This window comes from Dokdonia sp. R78006, assembly GCF_042466145.1.
In the GTDB taxonomy this organism is placed as follows: Bacteria; Bacteroidota; Bacteroidia; order Flavobacteriales; family Flavobacteriaceae; genus Dokdonia.
Window position 1 is genome coordinate 1,653,771 of sequence record NZ_JAXHBU010000001.1, and the last position, 15,730, is coordinate 1,669,500.

Genomic DNA, 15,730 nt, shown 5'->3' on the forward strand with positions numbered 1-15,730 from the left:
ATTGAATCCATAATTTTTTGAGAATAAACATTTTAGTTCACAATCATTTTAAATGACCTAAGCGAATTTTACGTAAAAAAAATGAAGTAAGTGGAGGGTTGAGCAAACTAGCGATAGCCTCACAATTATTATTTGCTAGTCATATTTCGAAGTCAGCAGAATAAGACAAAATCATCAATGGCTTTTAGTTTGCGCCGCAACGAAAGAAATTTTTAGTAAAGTTCGATTAAGTCTAGACTTTTTTGGTTCGTTTTTTTGTCAATGAAAAAAATGAACAAACTTTTTAAAAAGTTTAAATGAATCGAATAAAAGCCGGGCAGTTTTTTGGGTAGCCATTGAACTCGCGATTTCTAAGAATAAACACTTTATAGTCTGCATTTATTTTAAATGACCTAAGCGAATTTTACGTAAAAAAAAATGAAGTAAGTGGAGGGTTGAGCAAACTAGCGATAGCCTCACAATTATTATTTGCTAGTCATATTTCGAAGTCAGCAGAATAAGACAAAATCATCAATGGCTTTTAGTTTGCGCCGCAACGAAAAAAATTTTTAGTAAAGTTCGATTAAGTCTAGACTTTTTTGGTTCGTTTTTTTGTCAATGAAAAAAATGAACGTATCGGGTGTTGGAACTTAACCTAAATCACAGTAGAAGCCAAGCAAGAATGAGAAATACATGAAACCGCTCGTTTAAAAAATGTACTAGCATTAGAGCTCGTCTACTCGCGACCCCGTTCTAATTTGTTGTGAAAGCCAATCCTTGACTTTTGGGTATAAAGAAAGCCAAGCAAGAATGCTTGGCTTTCACCCCAAATCATAATTGATTATTTAAAGTCAATTACAACAGTCTTAAATATTTTTTGCCTTACAGGCTCACGCAAATATATAACAATTCTTTAGATAGAATATTGTCTTGAAATAAAATGAAGTGCTGTTGCATGGTGTAACCTCCTGTTGATCAGTGATTGGTGAATTGTCATATTCAGCCTCAATTTTTTGATTCTTACTAAAATCACTGTAATTTGCGTATTTCACCGAGAATAAAGGGCAATACATCTATTTTAACAAGTAGTCTAAAAATTTATGTTAATTCGTCTTATTTTCATAGTATGATGACGAAAAGTTCTCATTTTCACCATTTTGATATCTCATCATCGTAAATCCTTTATGAATGCAATGACTTCCCGTTTCACCAGATTTATTCAAAGCAATATATGCGATTTGAAAATCTTTAAAACGAGATCCCTTCTTTGTGATTCTATGGATTGCCTCTTCGCAAGCAGCTTGTGGTGACATCCCGGAACGCATTAACTCTACAATTAAAAAGCTTCCTACTGTCTTGAGTACTTCTTCTCCCATTCCTGTTGCTACAGCACCACCCACTTCATTATCTACAAAAAGCCCAGATCCTATAATGGGAGAGTCTCCCACACGCCCTTTCATTTTATAACCTAATCCAGATGTAGTACATGCACCTGCAATATCTCCGTTGTGATCTATAGCAAGCATCCCAATGGTATCGTGATTTTCTATGTTAATTTCAGGTTTGTAATTACTAGTTTTTAGCCATTCTTTCCAAGCTTCTTTGCGTTCTTCTGTGAGTAGTTTTTGTTTCGTGAACCCCTGCTCATAAGCAAATTCTTCGGCGCCTTTTCCTGCTAAGATTACGTGTGGCGTTTCTTCCATAACCTTGCGGGCTAAAGCAGCGACATTGACAATATTTTCAACTGCAAGCACAGCTCCACAGTCTCCATCAGAATTCATTACGCAGGCATCTAGCGTGACATTACCCTCTCTGTCTGGTGTGGCTCCTATCCCTACTGTAGTATTTTCTATATTTTCTTCTTCCGCAGCAACGCCTGCTATGATAGCATCTAGAGCATTAGCGCCATTGTCTAGCAGTTCGCCAGCTTTTGCTGTAGCTCCAGAAAAGCCCCATGTGCAAATGGCAATAGGAGATGGTTTTTTGATATTTTCTTTTTGCGCTTTCGCGAAAGCGGTATTGTCCACATCACTAGTGCTTGCGCCTAGGTCATTGCATGCCATCAAACTTGCGCCTGTGGCAATCCCAGCTCCCGCAACTGCAGATTTATTTATAAATTTTCTTCTGTTCATAATGCAATATGTACTACAGTGATATTAAACAAATAGTTCTTGCTTTTCTGCCCATTCTGTCCATGAGCCATCATAAACACTAAGCTCTCTATCTGAAATTAAGGCCAAAGCAAATAAAATGATGCAGGCTGTAATTCCAGAACCGCAGCTAAAAATAATAGGCGTGTCTGCAAGATTAAGATTGTCGAAAGTGAGTTTTAATTCTTCCTTAGACTTAAACTTTCCATTATCTAAAACTTCTGTATACGGTAAGTTTAAGGAGTTTTTAATGTGGCCGCTTTGTATATGTGTCCTAGGTTCTGAATCAGTTCCATTAAACCTACCGCTAGATCGGGCATCAATGAGTTGGCAGTTTGAGGTGGTGATATTTTGAACTACTTGTGCGTAGCTCTTAATAGCAGACTCATCAAGGTGAGCTTTGAAATTGCCTGGAGATCTTTTTACATTAACAATCGTTGTAACCGGAAAATTATTTGCTATCCATTCTGGAAGGCCACCGTCTAATACAGATACATTGTGATGCCCCATTGTTTTAAACATCCACCACACGCGCGGACTGGTAAAAATCCCTTTGTCATCATATACGATAATATGACTGTCACTATCTATGCCTAAGGTTTGGCATTCTTTTTCAAACTGTGCAGGCTGAGGAAATGTGTTGGGAAAAGAACTTTTTGTGTCGCTAAAAGTGTTTTTAATATCAAAGTGTTGCGCTCCGCGGATGTTTGAAGTAGTATTAAAATGAGCGCTTGCATCTAGTAATACAATATTGTCATCATTAAGATGTATCTTAAGCCACTGTACTGAAACTACTTGATCTACCATAATTATTCTGTTACTGCACTACAATTTCGTCTACAAATACCCAACTTTTTCCTTGATAAGGAAAACCTAAGTGCCACTCTGGAAGATCTCCTAGTGTCTTTGCTATAAGTTGTATATAGCGCGCTTGTGTACCTTGTTGTATCCCTTTAATACTTTTAATAGCTATGTCCTCATCACGAGAAGCAGCATCAATTTGCTCTTGGTGATAGATTTCAAAATTTTCACCGTCCATAGATGTAAGTAATGTTACTTCTGTAGGGTAGAAAATCCAACTGCGTTGATCTTGTAAAAATGCAGTTTCAATACTAGTGATGGTTTGTGCTTTACCTAAGTCTAGCGTAGCTAGTACATCTTGAGCATCATAACCCTGCCATGTTCCTGAACGGAATTCTTTTACTCCTCTTACTCCATCTATCAATGCATTATCTCCACCGGCATTATATGCATTTGCGTAGGTAGCGTCTAGTGTGAGACTATAGTTTTCATTTAGTTTAAACAACGGAGTTTCTATGGTAGCACTTTGTCCATGACGACCCATCGCATAGGTGCGTAAGTTGTTGTGATCTTTAATTTTAATGGGCAGTCTGTATTTTTTGAAGTTATTGCCATCTTCTTCTAGAGCGTAGAAAATATCCACATTTTTATCTGTGGTAGCGAGTGTGATTTCTGTGTCTTTTTTAAAGTTGGCTTCTCCTTGTGCTATAAATGGAGCTGCTGTAAATTTATTATTCTCAATACTTGTTTTAGGACTATGCGCGGGGTGTTTTGCCCATCGGGAATGAGTAGCTGCCATATTAAATATGAGTTCGCCGCCATCCATAATATCTTCATGTTTCAAGTATGAATATGGGTAAGCCTTATCGTCCATATACGCACTTTCAATGTGTATATTTTCTTCAGAAAGATTTTGTGCAACAATGATAAAACTATTGCCATTTTCTAAATGTATGGTAGCCTTATCAAATAATGGCGTGCCAATTACATACTCATTACTTCCTGGGGTTAAAGGGTAGAAGCCTAAAGAGCTTAGTACGTACCATGCGCTCATTTGCCCACAATCTTCATTGCCAGAAATTCCATCTGGAGAATTGGTATATAATGTAGTTAGGATCTCGTGTACACGCTCTTGTGTTTTCCATGGTTTCTGGATGTAGTTGTATAAATATGCCATGTGATGGCTAGGTTCATTGCCATGTGCATATTGTCCTATTAATCCTGTGATATCTTGCTGGTGACGACCAGAAGTTGCAGTCTCGGCCGTAAATAGTGTGTCTAGTTTTCTTTCAAAAGCCTTGTTTCCACCGGTAAGATGAATAAGTCCACTTATGTCTTGAGGCGCATAGAGACTATATTGCCAGGCATTTGCTTCGGTATAATTAAAATTTACTTCAAAGGGATCAAAAGGAGAGAACCATGTGTTGCGCATGCGACCTCGCATAAAACCAGAAGAAGGATCATATACATTTTTGTAAGACTGCGCGCGCTTTGTAAATTCTTGGTAGATTTCTTCATTACCCATTTCTTGCGCCATTTGAGCAATGGTCCAGTCGTCATAAGCATATTCTAGTGTCTTTGATACAGACTCTGCTTCGTCATTTGCAGGTATAAAACCGTATTTCTTGTAAGATGCAAGGCCAAGTTTGTCTTGTGAGGCACTATGAAGCATCGCTTCAAAAGCTTTATCTACATCATAATCACGTATTCCTTTCATATAAGCATCTGCGATTACGGGTACTGCATGGTAACCTATCATACAGCCTGTATAGTTGCCAGCTAGATCCCAGATGGGCATAATACCACCTTCATCATACTTGGCAAGAAAAGTATTTATAAAATCATTGGTGCGCTCTTCTTCTATGATGGTGTATAAAGGGTGGGCTGCGCGATACGTGTCCCACAGTGAGAAAACAGTGTAGTAATCAAATACGTCTGTTTGATGAATTTCTAGATCCATCCCTCGGTAGCGGCCATCCACATCTTGATAAAGGTTAGGGGCTAGCATGGTGTGATATAGCGAAGTGTAAAAATTAGTTTTGTAATCTGAGTTTTCACTTTCTACAACAATTTTTTCTAGCTGACTTTCCCAAGTACTTTGTGCTTCTTGCTTTACTTGGTCAAAGGTTTTGTTTCCTATTTCGGTTTCTAGGTTCTTTCGCGCCCCAGCTTCATCTACGGCAGATATTCCGATTTTTATGATGATTTCTTCATTCTTGGGATTGTCAAACTGCAATGCAGCTTTGTGCGATATCGCGCCGTTCTTCGTCCCTTTTGGTTGCTTTAGGTATTTGAAACTGTGTGATGTTTTAATGTAATAAAACAGCTTTTGGTTGCTAGCCCAAGCCTTGGAGTGTCTATGTCCCGAGAGTTCTGTGCTAGAGAGTGTATCTATTTTGGTGCTCAGTACTTCATCACGGTGCTCAAGATCTAAAATCACAAAGTTTTTTAAAGAATCCGCTTTCGCGAAAGCGTACTTATGCACACCACTACGAGCAGCAACAGTAAGTGCTACATCGATGTTTGAGTTGTCAAGATGTACGCTGTAATATCCAGGTTGTGCTACTTCAGTGTCATGCGTAAAATGGTCCCGATAACCAGGTTTTCCATTTGCACCATTATTAAACATTATGGCAGTAGAAGGCATCAATAGGATATCTCCATAGTCTGAAACTCCAGTGCCGCTTAGGTGTGTGTGACTAAAACCATAGATGAAATCATCATCATAATGATACCCAGAACAACCGTCCCAGCCATCTAATCGTGTGTCTGGACTAAGCTGCATCATACCAAAAGGCATGGTCGCCCCAGGGTAGGTATGACCGTGACCACCGGTGCCAATAATTGGATTTACATAGCTTATAAGGTCTTGATCTTTTTGAGCGGGAGTAACCTCCGTAATATGCTCGCAACTAGTGACTGTAAGTAGGAGAAGAAAAAGAGAGAGTAGGTAGCGCATTGATATGGTAGGTTTGTGTCTAAGATACAGAAAAGCAGTAATTCTTTAAACCGACTTTTACATTAAAAGAAAGGGCACATATGGTTTAGTATCTTTAATGTATGAAAGTAGAAATATGTGCAAACTCGTTTGAAAGTGCGCTGGCTGCTCAAGATGCAGGAGCGCACCGTATTGAACTTTGTCAAGAGCTGTCACTTGGAGGGATTACTCCTAGTCATGGTTTGATAGAGAAGGTACTGCAAGAACTTGAGATTCCTGTGTTTGTATTGATAAGGCCAAGGTCTGGAGATTTTATGTACTCGGAAGCCGATTTTGATGTGATGTTGCGAGATATCGCTTTCGCGAAAGCGCAAGGTGCACAAGGGATAGTTTCTGGGATATTAAATAGAGACTTTACGATAGACGCGGTACGAACTAAACGCTTAATAGCTGAATGTGGCGAACTGCCTTTTACCTTTCATCGCGCTTTTGATTGGACGCCGGATGTTCTTGCTGCCTTAGAGCTGCTAATAAATATAGGAGCTAGTAGGGTTCTAACTTCTGGAATGAATGTTAATGTGAATGAAGGTTATGAAACCTTGCGGGAATTACTAGCAGCGGCTAGAAATCGTATAGGTATTTTACCTGGTGGAGGAGTTTCTGTTGATAATATTATGAAATTTAAGAATGCTGGTTTTAGCGAAGTGCATGGTAGTTTAAGTAGTAGCACGGTTGGGTATAATCATGCTATAAAAATGCACTCGCTAGCAGGTCATGAAAATAACTTACTTCAAACCTCTGATGTTTCCAAAATAAAAGCACTTTTAAATAGGCTATAAAAAAAAGGGTGCAGTTTGTAAACTGCACCCTTTGATATTATCGTAGTTGATGATTAATCATTCAACTTTAGAACCGCCATAAACGCTTCTTGTGGTATCTCTACATTACCCACGGCGCGCATACGCTTCTTACCTTTCTTTTGTTTTTCTAGTAGCTTACGCTTACGAGAGATATCTCCACCATAACATTTAGCCGTTACATCCTTACGAAGTGCTTTTACCGTCTCACGAGAGATAATTTTAGCTCCAATAGCTGCTTGTATTGGAATATCAAACTGCTGGCGTGGTATTAGCTCTCTTAGTTTTTCACACATACGTTTACCTATATCGTAAGCATTGTCTTGGTGTAATAATGCAGACAGAGCATCTACCGCTTGCCCGTTAAGAAGTACATCTACCTTCACAAGTTTTGATGCGCGTAAACCTATAGGAGAATAATCAAAAGAAGCATATCCTTTTGATACAGTTTTTAAACGATCATAAAAGTCAAAAACAATCTCTGCAAGTGGCATGTCAAAATTGAGCTCTACTCTTTCTGTAGTAAGGTATGTCTGACTTACAATCTGCCCTCTTTTTTCAATACATAAAGACATGACAGGTCCCACAAAATCAGATTTTGTAATAATTGTTGCTTTAATAAAAGGCTCTTCTACTCTGTTTAATGAAGAAGGTTCTGGAAGATCTGAAGGGTTATTTACTAAAATAATCTCCTCAGGGTTTTTATGAGTAAAGGCATGGTAAGACACGTTAGGTACCGTAGTGATAACCGTCATGTCAAATTCACGCTCAAGACGTTCTTGTATGATTTCTAGGTGTAGCATTCCAAGGAATCCACAACGGAAACCAAAACCTAGTGCTGCAGAGCTTTCCGGTTCAAAAACTAGAGAAGCATCATTAAGTTGTAGTTTTTCCATAGAGTTACGAAGCTCTTCGTAGTCCTCCGTATCTACTGGGTAGATACCGGCAAAAACCATTGGTTTTACATCTTCAAAACCTGCAACAGCATTTCGTGTTGGGTTTTTAGCATCTGTAATTGTATCACCCACTTTCACTTCGCGGGCATCTTTTATTCCAGTGATTAGGTAGCCTACATCACCAGTTTTTACTTCTTGTTTTGGGGCTTGCGTAAGTTTTAACGTACCTACCTCATCTGCGCCGTATGTGTTTCCTGTTGCAACAAACTTAATTTGTTGGTTTTTCTTGATACTCCCATTAATAACACGGAAGTAAGTCTCCACACCACGGAAGGGGTTGTAAACACTGTCAAAAATAAGTGCTTGAAGTGGCTCGTCTGGATTTCCTTTTGGTGCAGGAATACGATTGATTACTGCAGCAAGAATCTCCTTAATGCCAATTCCAGTTTTTGCAGAAGCAGGAATAATCTCAGAAGGATCACATCCCAAGAGATCAACAATATCATCTGTTACCTCCTCTGGATTTGCACTTGGAAGATCTATTTTATTAAGAACAGGTATGATTTCAAGATCATTTTCTAATGCTAGGTAAAGATTTGAAATTGTTTGTGCTTGTATACTTTGAGCAGCATCAACAACTAGTAAAGCTCCTTCACAAGCAGCGATACTTCGAGATACTTCATAAGAGAAATCCACGTGTCCAGGAGTGTCTATGAGGTTGAGAATATAATTTTCTCCCTCATATACATATTCCATTTGTATAGCATGAGATTTGATCGTGATTCCACGCTCACGCTCTAAGTCCATACTGTCTAGCAGTTGTGCTTGAGACTCACGTTTTGTAACTGTTGCAGTCTCATCTAGTAGACGATCTGCAAGTGTACTTTTACCGTGATCAATATGGGCAATTATGCAAAAATTTCGGATGTTCTTCATAGTCTCTCAAATAGATTGCAAATATACGAGATATGAGGCCATATTGTAAGTGTATTAAAGATTAGAATAATTATTATAAAAAAATGTTAAATACATTGCGCTCATTATTAGGTTTCTACCTATTTTTATCAACTTATGACAGAAATTAAGAACTCCCTCATTCTCATATTCATAGTGTTAACAGCGTTTTCCGCTTATTCTCAAGACTTTAACATTAGTGGTAAAGTGCAAGATGTTAATGCACAACCTATTCCATTTGCAAACGTAGTGTTGCTAGATGCAGAAAAGGAAATTGTACAAGGTACTATTACAGAAGACAATGGGTCTTTTGTAATTTCATCACTAAAAGGAGCTGATGAGTATTATATTAAAGTGAGTTTTGTAGGGTTTGAAGATGCTACAACTAGTGTGTTTTCCCTTTCGGGAAATAAAACGCTTCCTCCAATTATTTTACAAGCTAGTCAAGAAAGCTTAGATGAAGTCACAATTACTGCCAAGACACCTACTGTTGTGCGTAAGGCGGATAGACTTGTGTTTAATGTAGAAAATAGTATTCTCTCTACTGGAAGTACTCTTGATATTTTAAGGCGCACGCCAGCTGTGGTGGTAACTCAAGGAGGGATCAATGTAAGGAACCAGCCAGTCACTGTATATCTCAATGATAGAAAAGTGCAACTTAGTGTTGAAGAGATAAGAAGCCTACTAGAAAGCCTAGATGGAAATAATATAAAGTCTGTTGAGGTAATTACAAATCCTCCAGCCAAATATGATGCAGAGGGAGGAGCTATTTTAAATATCAATACTTCTAAGGCTGTTGCAGCTGGTTACAAAGGGAATGTAAGTGCTACAGGTACTTATGCGATTTACCCAAAACATACTTTTGGTACCAGCCATTTCTTTAAAAACGATAAGGTAAGCTTGTTTTTTAATTATAGTTATAATCCGCTTAAAGCTACAAAGCAGAGTGATAACTTAATTAATTATTTAGATGGAGGTGTTAGTACAATTTGGGATCAAGATTTTGAGCGCAAAACGTGGTCTAAGGCACATAATGCAAATCTTGTAGTCGATTATGAGTTAACGGAGAAGTCACAGCTTAGTTTGTCTGTAATAGGTTTATTTTCTCCAGATGTTTTTGAATTTACAAGAGCAACGACAGATGTTGTGTCTCCCTCGCAAGATCCATTTTTTATAAGAACACAGAGTTCTATAGATAGCGATCGTAATAATATAGCTTTTGATTTAAAGCATACATATGCCCTAGAGAAAGGAGAGCTTAGTACAAGCGCGCACTTTACTAGCTTTGATCGCAATAAATTACAGCGACTAGGGTCAGTCTATACAAATGAAAGTGATGATGTGCTCAGTAACATAAGATTTGCAACAGATGCTACTCAAGATATTGAGATTTTTACTGGACAAGTAGATTACAATACAAGTTTTGGCGAGGTGTTTTTTGAATCAGGTGCCAAAGTTGCAATTATAGATTCTCAATCTAAAATTGATTTTTTTGATTTAAACAATGTAGAAAATACCGGACTTGAGCAGGCTCAAAATGACAACTTCTTGTATGATGAAAATGTATACGCTGCTTATGTTTCGTTTAATAGAGATTGGGAAAAATGGTCTATTAAAGGTGGTTTGAGAGCTGAGCAAACAAATAGCGTAGGGAATTCTATTGTTTTAAATACGAAGACGGAGTTAGATTATTTCGAACTATTCCCTAGTGCTTATGTGCAGTATAGTCCTTTCGAAAATCACAGCTTTGCGATAGATTATTCTCGTAGGTTAGAAAGACCACGTTATCAAGATCTTAACCCTTTTGCATATTTTATAAATGAAAATAACTTTATTATAGGGAACTCTGGGTTGCAACCATCTTTTAGCCATCAATTCAATGTGAACTATTCATTGAAAGATGAATACTTTTTTGATGTTTATTACAGAGATAACGGAGAGAACATTGTATCGGTAGCCACGCAAGATAACCAGAATCAAGTGTTGAGGTCAGACAGCCAGAATGCTTTGGGGAGTAAATCTTGGGGGCTAGATTTTAGCCATGGTCGCTCTGTAAGTAGCTGGCTTTATACAAGCGTGTATCTAAGTGCTTTTCATGAGGAGGATTCATTCCTTATAAACAGATCTACAAACACTAGCTTTAAAAATGATGTAAATGGATTTTATGCCTACATAGGAAACTATCTCACATTAGATAAGCAAAAGACCTTAACGGGTTTTGTGACGTTTGAGTACTTGTCCAGTTTTATAGTAGGTTCATACACGCAAGATGAAACTATTCAATTAGATTTAGGTCTTCGTAAGTCTTTATGGAATAAGAGAGCTTCTTTGAGCTTATCGGTAGGTGATGTTCTGAATAGAGCAAATGCTAACGTGAGCGCAAAGTACGAAGGACTAGATAATCAATATTTTCCTGAATTGGAGACTCAATTTCTTAGAATTGGGTTCAAATATAATTTTGGAAACTATAAGTTGAAAGATAATAATCGCGATTTAGATAAGGCAGAGCGAAATAGGATTAATAATTAAGACAAGTATTCGTCGATAATACTATTACAAAACCACTTCAACGAAGTGGTTTTGTTGTTTAGAGACAAATCCGTTTTACAATTACTTCTTGAGCGCTTCGTTTTATTCACTTAGAAAAAGAAAGTACCTTTGCGGTTGTTACGCTTTCGCGAAAGCGTACTAAAAACATAATGCGTTTACAATAAAACAGTGGTAACATTTATTACCACACTTTTTAATACTGAATAATGGCAAAAATAGGAGATATAGATGTAGGAGATTTTCCGCTATTACTGGCGCCTATGGAGGATGTGAGTGATCCACCTTTTAGGGCGTTGTGTAAAGAGCAGGGGGCAGATGTGGTTTATACGGAGTTTATCTCTAGTGAGGGCTTGATAAGAGATGCTGCCAAAAGTGTCATGAAGCTTGATATTTATGAAAAAGAACGCCCTGTAGGAATTCAAATATTTGGTGCTGTAGAGGAGTCTATGCTGCGCAGTGTAGAGATTGTGGAAGCGAGTGGTCCAGATATTATTGACATTAACTTTGGATGTCCAGTGAAAAAAGTGGTTTCTAAAGGAGCGGGAGCTGGAATTTTGAAGGATATTGATTTGATGGTGAGTCTTACTAGAGCGATGGTTAATCATACCAAGCTGCCAGTAACAGTAAAGACGCGTCTAGGCTGGGATCACGATAGTATAAAAATAGTTGAGGTTGCAGAGCGATTGCAAGATGTAGGTTGTGCAGCCATATCTATTCATGGACGTACGCGCGCGCAAATGTATAAAGGAGACGCAGACTGGGGTCCTATTGCAGAGGTGAAGAATAATCCTCGTATGCATATTCCAGTGTTTGGTAATGGCGATGTGAACACACCAGAACGCGCTATAGAGATGCGTGATAAGTATGGACTAGATGGTGCGATGATAGGTCGTGCAAGTATAGGGTATCCTTGGTTTTTTAATGAAGTAAAGCATTTCATGGAAACGGGAACGCACAAGGCGCCTCCTACTATGAAAGAACGTATAGAAGCCGCAAGGCGTCACTTACAGATGTCTATAGACTGGAAAGGTGAGGTGCTGGGTGTTTTTGAAACACGAAGACACTATACAAATTACTTTAGAGGGATTCCTCACTTTAAGGAATATCGTATGAAGCTTGTGACATCAGATCAGAGTGAAGATGTTTTTAGCGCACTTGATCTTATCGAAAAAGAATTTGGTGACTACCAGTTCGTTTAAGAGTCTTCTATAAGTTTTCTATTTATTCTAGTAGCTGCAAGTCTGGCTGCTAGAAAACCTAATATTAATATAGTGGCGTATACGAGCACAATATTAATTACTTCAAACTTTACAGGATAAGGAAGTTCTGCGGTGATTGGTATAAAGCCAAATTGTTGCTGCAGGACTATAAGTATTGCTCCTAGTAGAATACCAATAGCTCCACCTATCACAATCATGAGCGCGCCCTGAGTAAATATTATTTTTCTTATAGTAGGTAGTGTCGCGCCTAAGTCACTTAGTGTCTTGATGTGCTTGCGTTTATCTACAATAATCATAATTAGACTTCCTACGAAGCTAAAAAGAGCGATAATAAGTACGAGCGTACATATAAAGTATAAAGCCAGATTCTCTGTATTAAGCATTTTATAAAGAGCATCGTTGAGTTCTATTCTATTCTTGATAATGATATTATTATTAAAAATAGTGCTTAACTCTTCTCGCAGATTATCTTCATCTGCATCTGGTTTTAGTTTAAACTCAATGGTGCTTATTTGGTTTACTGGATAATCAAGGAGAGAACCTACAAAATCAATATTACCAAAAACGTGATCGTTATCTAGTGCATCTCCTGCTTGAAAGACGCCGCTTACCATCGCTTTAGAGGAGTTAAAGGCCTGCGTTGGGTCTGTAATTTGTCCTGTGCCTGGTTTTGGCGTCATGATAGTGACAAGGCTTCCATAATCTCCTACGTTTATTGAAAGGCGCTTGCGTACTAGAAGTCCCATAGTAACCTCAGGTTCTCCTGGGCTAGGCCAGTAGCCTACAAATATGGTGCTGTCCATTTGAGTAACATCTAGGTAGCGCTCATCTACCCCTTTTAAGAACGCAAGAGAAGTCCTTCCGTCATACTCTAGATATGCACGTTCTTCAATAATTTTAGAATAAGAAGCTACACCTTTTAAGGAGTTGAGCTGCTGTTCTTGATCTGGAGATAGGGTGATGGTCTTTCCTGAAGCTGGAGCAATTTTTAGATCTGGATCTATAATAGAAGTTATAGATAAATTAAACTCCTTAAGTCCAGAAAAAGCCGAAAGTACTATAAACAGCACTAAGGTTCCTAGTATAATGCTCACCACAGATACTAGTGTGATGATATTTACGGCATTCGTGCCGCTTTTAGAAATAAGATATCTCTTTGCAATATAATAGGGAAATTGCATTTATATCTTTTTACGTCGCGCTAGTAGGCTAGGATCTTCAAGTGGATTTTCCTCGCGCTTAAGAGAGCGTTCAATACCGTCTAGATACTCTAGTGTATCATCTATAAAAAATTGTAACTCAGGCATACGGCGCAGCTGGTGGCGTGTGCGTTGAGAGATATTATGTCTTATAATAGGTTTTACTTGATTTACCTCCTTAAGTATATCGGCTGCTTTGTCGTTTGGGAAAACGCTTAGATATACTTTGGCAATAGAAAGGTCTGTAGGAACTTTTACCTTAGTAACGGACACAATGATGCCTCCCTTACCACTGTCACGTAGTGCGTTCTGAAGAACTTCTGCAAGATCCTTCTGAAGAACTCCTGCTACTTTTTTCTGTCTGTTTGATTCCATAGACTGCAAAAATACGTTTTTTGAATTGTATTACTTTTGTGTAAGTAAGTTATCATTAAACTTTAGTAGTAATAATGGTTGTAATTACGCTTTCGCGAAAGCTAAACCTGCCTACGCGATACTATTAGTATGAAACAACATATCATAAATTAAATAAACTATGAAAAAAATAGAGCATATAGGAATCGCAGTTAAAGATCTCGAGGCGGGAAATGATTTATACGAGAAGTTACTGGGTGTAGCTCATTATAAAATAGAAGAAGTAGCCTCAGAAGGAGTGCGCACATCTTTTTTTCAATCTGGGCCTAATAAGATAGAGCTTCTAGAAGCAACAACAGAGGATGGGCCTATTGCTAAATTTTTAGAAAAGAAAGGAGAAGGTATCCATCACATAGCCTTTGCAGTAGATAATATAGTAGAAGAAATGGAGCGATTAAAAAAAGAAGGCTTTATTTTATTAAATGAAAAACCAAAGAAAGGAGCTGATAATAAGCTGGTTGCCTTTGTACATCCTAAGACTGCTGGAGGTGTTCTAGTAGAATTATGTCAAGAAATTGATAATTTGTAATAAAAACCTTTGGTTGGGTTAAGATTTATACTAAATTTGCAGCCGTTTTCAACCTCATCTGAGAAACATAGAAAACAACGGTCCCATAGCTCAGCTGGTTAGAGCATCTGACTCATAATCAGAGGGTCCTTGGTTCGAGCCCAAGTGGGACCACTTTTTTTAGTAAGAATACTAAATTCACAATCTTTATCGTTTTACTGTACTATATTAATTAGATAATTTATCTAATTGGTATTTCAGTACGTTCTTGTATTAAATTAAAATTACAAGTAATTTGCTTGCAATTCCGTTTAAATGCGTATTATTGGTGTCGAAATACACAAATACACCCAACCCAACATTCTGAGGCTGATAAAATCAATTTACAGCCTAAGAGTATTACTTTTGAATTATTATGAGCCCCAATCTCAGAACTTTCATTGCAACTATCTTCCTGTCATTTATGGGATTATGCGCTTATGCGCAAGATGGACCGCCACCACCTGATACGCGAACTAGTTCGCTACCAGGTCTTGTTATGCCTATAGACGATAATATTATTGTATTAGTGATTTTTGGTATTCTTGCAGGAGCTTTTTATGCTTACAAGAATAACAAAGCTAAGTCTAGTAGCCCTGCGTAAGTCGCTTTACGTATTTTCCTATCACGTCAAACTCTAAGTTTACCTCCGTTCCTACTTTGAAGTCTTTAAATACTGTGTTCTCATAGGTGTAAGGAATAATAGCTACGCTAAAACCTCCTTCTGTAGAGTCTACAACTGTTAAGCTTGTTCCATTTACAGTGATAGAACCCTTTTCAATAGTTACATTTCCAAGTGAGGTGTCATATTTAAATGTAAATCTCCAGCTTCCATCCTCTTCTTCAATGTTGGTACAAGTCCCTACTTGATCTACATGGCCCTGTACAATATGCCCGTCAAGACGTGCACCTAGTTGCATAGCGCGCTCTAGATTTACAGTGTCGCTAGTAGCGAGGCTGTTAAGATTTGTTTTGTCAAGTGTTTCTTGTATGGCAGTAACTCTATAAGTGTCATCCTTTATGGCAACTACAGTGAGGCAAACACCGTTGTGAGCAACACTTTGGTCAATTTTAAGTTGGCTAGTGATAGTGCTTCTTACGGTATAGTGTATATTTTCTTGGTCTTTTTCAATAGAAACTATGGTAGCAAGATCTTCGATAATACCTGTAAACATGAATGGATTTTATTTGGTTACTTTTGTGTTGTAAAAATACAAAACGCTAG

Annotated in this window: 12 protein-coding genes and 1 tRNA gene; 6 read left to right on the forward strand and 7 right to left on the reverse strand. The window is 38.0% G+C overall.

Features of this window, described 5'->3' with window-relative positions; genetic code table 11:
• Positions 1–1,082: 1,082 nt before the first annotated feature.
• Genes SJY37_RS07410 through SJY37_RS07420 form a run of 3 tightly spaced genes read right to left on the reverse strand, consistent with a single transcriptional unit; the run spans position 1,083 to position 5,889 of the window.
• Entirely contained in the window at positions 1,083–2,111 is a 1,029-nt protein-coding gene (locus tag SJY37_RS07410) for an isoaspartyl peptidase/L-asparaginase family protein (protein WP_298330072.1), read from the reverse strand.
• 24 nt (positions 2,112–2,135) lie between these two features.
• Positions 2,136–2,936, reverse strand: coding sequence for a sulfurtransferase (locus SJY37_RS07415; RefSeq protein ID WP_298330070.1), 801 nt, complete (start codon positions 2,934–2,936; stop codon positions 2,136–2,138).
• 10 nt (positions 2,937–2,946) lie between these two features.
• A complete protein-coding gene (locus SJY37_RS07420; RefSeq protein ID WP_298330068.1) occupies positions 2,947–5,889 on the reverse strand; it encodes a GH92 family glycosyl hydrolase in 2,943 nt (980 codons plus the stop codon).
• Positions 5,890–5,990: 101 nt separating this feature from the next.
• Between SJY37_RS07420 and SJY37_RS07425 the strand changes: the two genes are divergently transcribed.
• Complete coding sequence (locus tag SJY37_RS07425) at positions 5,991–6,707, forward strand: copper homeostasis protein CutC (RefSeq protein WP_298330065.1); 717 nt, start codon at positions 5,991–5,993, stop codon at positions 6,705–6,707.
• 53 nt (positions 6,708–6,760) lie between these two features.
• Here the strand turns inward: SJY37_RS07425 and lepA are convergent, their stop codons facing one another.
• A complete protein-coding gene (lepA, locus tag SJY37_RS07430) occupies positions 6,761–8,557 on the reverse strand; it encodes a translation elongation factor 4 (protein ID WP_298330062.1) in 1,797 nt (598 codons plus the stop codon).
• Positions 8,558–8,692: 135 nt separating this feature from the next.
• Here lepA and SJY37_RS07435 point away from each other — a divergent pair, with 135 nt between their 5' ends.
• Together SJY37_RS07435 and dusB are read left to right on the forward strand one after the other, a co-directional pair.
• A complete protein-coding gene (locus SJY37_RS07435) occupies positions 8,693–11,104 on the forward strand; it encodes an outer membrane beta-barrel protein (protein ID WP_298330058.1) in 2,412 nt (803 codons plus the stop codon).
• 227 nt (positions 11,105–11,331) lie between these two features.
• A complete protein-coding gene (gene dusB, locus SJY37_RS07440) occupies positions 11,332–12,324 on the forward strand; it encodes a tRNA dihydrouridine synthase DusB (RefSeq protein ID WP_298330055.1) in 993 nt (330 codons plus the stop codon).
• Here the strand turns inward: dusB and SJY37_RS07445 are convergent.
• The gene (locus tag SJY37_RS07445) at positions 12,321–13,526 is read right to left on the reverse strand and encodes an ABC transporter permease (RefSeq protein ID WP_298330052.1); all 1,206 of its coding nucleotides are present in this window, start codon (positions 13,524–13,526) and stop codon (positions 12,321–12,323) included. The genes dusB and SJY37_RS07445 overlap by 4 nt on opposite strands.
• Positions 13,527–13,919: a 30S ribosome-binding factor RbfA gene (rbfA, locus tag SJY37_RS07450; RefSeq protein ID WP_013750162.1), complete on the reverse strand. Its 393-nt coding sequence runs from the start codon at positions 13,917–13,919 to the stop codon at positions 13,527–13,529. It lies immediately after the preceding gene.
• Between the two features lie 160 nt (positions 13,920–14,079).
• On the opposite strand from rbfA, the gene mce reads away from it, so the two are divergent.
• The 3 genes from mce to SJY37_RS07465 all read left to right on the forward strand — a co-directional run bounded on the left by mce (position 14,080) and on the right by SJY37_RS07465 (position 15,109).
• Entirely contained in the window at positions 14,080–14,487 is a 408-nt protein-coding gene (mce, locus tag SJY37_RS07455; protein ID WP_013750161.1) for a methylmalonyl-CoA epimerase, read from the forward strand.
• A 79-nt stretch (positions 14,488–14,566) separates the two neighbouring features.
• Positions 14,567–14,640 (forward strand) — tRNA-Ile (locus tag SJY37_RS07460).
• A 241-nt stretch (positions 14,641–14,881) separates the two neighbouring features.
• Complete coding sequence (locus SJY37_RS07465) at positions 14,882–15,109, forward strand: hypothetical protein (protein WP_298330044.1); 228 nt, start codon at positions 14,882–14,884, stop codon at positions 15,107–15,109.
• On the opposite strand, the gene SJY37_RS07470 is transcribed toward SJY37_RS07465, so the two are convergent.
• The gene (locus SJY37_RS07470) at positions 15,093–15,680 is read right to left on the reverse strand and encodes a riboflavin synthase (RefSeq protein ID WP_298330041.1); all 588 of its coding nucleotides are present in this window, start codon (positions 15,678–15,680) and stop codon (positions 15,093–15,095) included. The genes SJY37_RS07465 and SJY37_RS07470 overlap by 17 nt on opposite strands.
• Positions 15,681–15,730: the final 50 nt, after the last annotated feature.

What these genes read in the sequence shown, in the direction of transcription:
- SJY37_RS07410 (WP_298330072.1), bottom strand. Translation starts at nt 2,111, where the DNA reads ATGAACAGAAGAAAATTTATAAATAAATCTGCAGTTGCGGGAGCTGGG.
- mce (WP_013750161.1), top strand. Translation starts at nt 14,080, where the DNA reads ATGAAAAAAATAGAGCATATAGGAATCGCAGTTAAAGATCTCGAGGCG.
- SJY37_RS07415 (WP_298330070.1), bottom strand. Translation starts at nt 2,936, where the DNA reads ATGGTAGATCAAGTAGTTTCAGTACAGTGGCTTAAGATACATCTTAAT.
- dusB (WP_298330055.1), top strand. Translation starts at nt 11,332, where the DNA reads ATGGCAAAAATAGGAGATATAGATGTAGGAGATTTTCCGCTATTACTG.
- SJY37_RS07445 (WP_298330052.1), bottom strand. Translation starts at nt 13,526, where the DNA reads ATGCAATTTCCCTATTATATTGCAAAGAGATATCTTATTTCTAAAAGC.
- lepA (WP_298330062.1), bottom strand. Translation starts at nt 8,557, where the DNA reads ATGAAGAACATCCGAAATTTTTGCATAATTGCCCATATTGATCACGGT.
- SJY37_RS07435 (WP_298330058.1), top strand. Translation starts at nt 8,693, where the DNA reads ATGACAGAAATTAAGAACTCCCTCATTCTCATATTCATAGTGTTAACA.
- SJY37_RS07465 (WP_298330044.1), top strand. Translation starts at nt 14,882, where the DNA reads ATGAGCCCCAATCTCAGAACTTTCATTGCAACTATCTTCCTGTCATTT.
- SJY37_RS07420 (WP_298330068.1), bottom strand. Translation starts at nt 5,889, where the DNA reads ATGCGCTACCTACTCTCTCTTTTTCTTCTCCTACTTACAGTCACTAGT.
- SJY37_RS07470 (WP_298330041.1), bottom strand. Translation starts at nt 15,680, where the DNA reads ATGTTTACAGGTATTATCGAAGATCTTGCTACCATAGTTTCTATTGAA.
- rbfA (WP_013750162.1), bottom strand. Translation starts at nt 13,919, where the DNA reads ATGGAATCAAACAGACAGAAAAAAGTAGCAGGAGTTCTTCAGAAGGAT.
- SJY37_RS07425 (WP_298330065.1), top strand. Translation starts at nt 5,991, where the DNA reads ATGAAAGTAGAAATATGTGCAAACTCGTTTGAAAGTGCGCTGGCTGCT.